The sequence below is a fragment of the Bartonella sp. TT121SHDZB genome (genome assembly GCF_042193415.1).
In the GTDB taxonomy this organism is placed as follows: Bacteria; Pseudomonadota; Alphaproteobacteria; order Rhizobiales; family Rhizobiaceae; genus Bartonella.
In genome coordinates, this window is sequence record NZ_JBHILR010000064.1 from 333 (window position 1) to 617 (window position 285).

1 protein-coding gene is annotated in these 285 nt (G+C 64.2%); it reads left to right on the forward strand.

Annotated elements, in window-relative coordinates; all coding sequences use genetic code 11:
• Positions 1-285: transposase (locus ACFIKI_RS08500; protein ID WP_375666776.1), on the forward strand; the 285-nt coding region annotated here is incomplete at both ends.

Here is a 285-nt window from a genome sequence, read left to right on the forward strand (position 1 = left end):
ATCAGCTCGGTCACCGACGAGGTGATGGCCGAAGTCACCGCCTGGCAGGCCCGGCCGCTCGATCCCATGTACCCGGTGGTGTTCTTCGACGCGCTGCGGGTCAAGCTCCGGGAGGATGCCGTGGTGCGCAACAAGGCCGTCTATCTGGCGCTGGGGGTTCTGCCCGACGGCACGCGTGACATCCTGGGCCTGTGGATCGAGAACACCGAGGGTGCCAAGTTCTGGATGAAGGTGTTCAACGATCTCAAGACGCGCGGCGTGAACGACATCCTGATCGCCGTGACC